2 protein-coding genes are annotated in these 2,613 nt (G+C 41.4%); one reads left to right on the forward strand and one right to left on the reverse strand.

From position 1 onward, the window contains the following. Window positions 1–486, forward strand: a 486-nt coding sequence (locus BWD47_RS19960) for a VWA domain-containing protein (RefSeq protein WP_143474515.1), incomplete at its 5' end; no start/stop codon positions are given. A gap of 192 nt (window positions 487–678) precedes the next feature. Here the strand turns inward: BWD47_RS19960 and BWD47_RS19965 are convergent. Next, window positions 679–2,199 (reverse strand): ISNCY family transposase, encoded by a 1,521-nt coding sequence (locus BWD47_RS19965; protein ID WP_075594550.1) that lies wholly within the window; start codon window positions 2,197–2,199, stop codon window positions 679–681. Window positions 2,200–2,613: the final 414 nt, after the last annotated feature.

Raw genomic sequence — 2,613 nt, forward strand, 5'->3', positions numbered from 1 at the left:
GTAGACAGGTCTAGTTCAATGAGTGCTGATGATATGAATGGTGTTAATACTTCTGCGCTTGCAATTAACTTAGCAATAGATAAGTTGAAAGGCGTAAATAGTGAATGCATATATTTCAGTGCCGGTTACCTATATGAAGCAAAGTGTTTTAAATCAACAACTAAAGCCGTTAAAGATAACTTTAGAGTCAGTAGTAGAGGCGGAACACATACAGGGTTAAGTCTTTATTCTGTAATTCGTAGGCTGTCACTTCGTGTCGAGCAAAAGAAAGTTGTTTTTATCATTACTGATGGTCAAGCAAGCGATCTAAAGTATTTAGAAAAGTCGATTGAAATGTCGGAACTTCTAGGTATTCAAATTGTATGCATTGGTATAAATACAGGAATGCTTTATGGCTTTGAGAATCAGGAATTACTCAACATTCAAACCGTTGAAGAGTTACCCTCGATTCTAAAACAAGTAATTAAAAATAAATTAATTGCTTAACCAAGTAATGCGCCCTTTTGGACGCATTTTAAAGCAAACACAATGTTTTAAAATGCGGCTATAAGCTGAACAATCATCATGTGAATAACATCATCATGTGAATCATCATGTGAACATCATCATGTGAATAAGTGTGATTACCAAGGGATACTGACGGTATAAGTACCAAGCGATTTTGACGTAATCACACTATCAATGTTGCCGAGCTTCGGCAAGTTTTGCTAACCGTAACGCAGTCGTATTCATATTTTCCCTTAGCCAGATATTGCGAACGCCGCTAGCATGTATGTCGACGTTTCTTTCAGACTTGAGCAGCCTTGACACTTTGGATTGTCCCATGTGTGGGTTAGCTAGTGAGAATTCGATGACGACTTCCTCAATGGCTCTGTCTGTACGATTTTTGTGGTGAAGATTTGGCGTTTCCTGACGTTTTAGCGATTCGATTCCACCTTGTTTTATCAGCTTACGATGGCGGTAAATAGTATCGCGGGAGACACCACTTAGGCGGGAAGCTTCTGCCACATTTCCTAGCTTTTCAGCCAGAGCCAATACATCAAGCTTCTTCTGGAGCTCATAGTCTTCCGAGGATAGCTTTTCAGGCTCCGTTACTTCGGTTACCTGTAGTTTTCGTCCGGCGAAGTACGCATCGAACCGCTTATTTTTACCCGTACGAATTTCGATTTTTTGGTTTGTGATTGAGTGCTTAAGCGGTGAGTCGATGAAGTAGAGTTTTCCCCTGAAGCTAAACGTATGGTCGTTACGGATCTTCCGGTAGACCTTGGTGATGCAGATATCATCAAGATTGGTGTAGCGTGATACAGGCGTATATTCGGTGTCTGATGTTTTAGATTTTACCATCAGGTTTTTACGCCAGAACTGCGGGATGAAGACGTGTTGGAGGTAGCTATTAGCGCCCGTCATGTCAGTAATATTGTTGAGCCGTAACTCCGGTATCAACCTGTCTTGTAGAGTATCGAAGGCACGTTCAATACGACCTTTTCCTTGAGGAGAACTAGCAAAGATGATTTCAATTCCTAACTCCTCACAGGCCCGTTGCATCTGAGAGAAATTGCAACGTTTAGGACCACCAAAGATGCCAGCTCTATCAACATATAGAGTTTTAAACACGCCGAATTTCTCAACAACTGAGCGCATAACTTTCATACACCCTTCAGTCGTTTCTGACGGAAAAAACTCTGCATGGATATCGCTGTTAGCATCATCAATCATAGCGATTAAGCACGACTTTTTATCACCGAACCAGCGATGTGTACTGCCGTCCATTTGCAGCATTAGCCCTGGTGCTTCCATCCGTTCTCTGCGTTTATGGACACGGCTACGCCTACGCTTGGCTCGTTTTACATGATGGATATCATGTGCCCACTTACGCAGTGTCTCGCGCTTAACAACAATGTGTTCGTGAGCCTCAAGCATCTCGGCGAGGTGCAATAGATTCAGATCATAGTATTTCTCGCGGATCAGCGACTGAACTTGCTGCTTAAGCCTATCTGGAGTTTTATTAATTGGCTCGCTGCCTGTATTCCCGTGAACAACGAATTGTAGACCTTGGCTTCGGTAACGCTGCAAATAACGTTCAATAGTACGCCTGGATTTATTGAGGAGCTTAGCGGCATTAGCTATCGTAACTTTACGCTCTGCCACTTTAGCAATGATATCAACTGTTAATTGAGCTTTGGAATTCAAAACAATCACCCTTAGCGCTCCTCAAATGCTTAAACAAAACATTTAAAGAACACGGTTAAAGATAACCGTCAATTTCCCTTGGTAATTAGCGATTACGACAGAATCGCGTGGTAATTAAAGTACGACAAAATCGCTTGGTGTTAACAATCATCATGTGAATAAGTCTTAACTTGATCTGCCAGATTTGATTTATAGAGTTGAATTAAAACTGACAGTGAATAGCCAATAAAGGCCTCTGGCAAACTCATTTTGACTGGCAACTAACAAAACTAAACGGACGCTGACAGCTACTTCTAAGTAGCTAGTATTCACCTTCAACTCTAATTTAAATAGCTAAGCTGATTCCAGTTCATAACACTGCTGTTTAAGCCAACGACCTAATTTCATAATATCAGGTTGCCTAGCTCGTGTTTCCTTATAGAC

Origin of the sequence: Pseudoalteromonas sp. PAB 2.2 (assembly GCF_001938575.1) — a bacterium.
Classification (GTDB): Bacteria; Pseudomonadota; Gammaproteobacteria; order Enterobacterales; family Alteromonadaceae; genus Pseudoalteromonas; species Pseudoalteromonas lipolytica.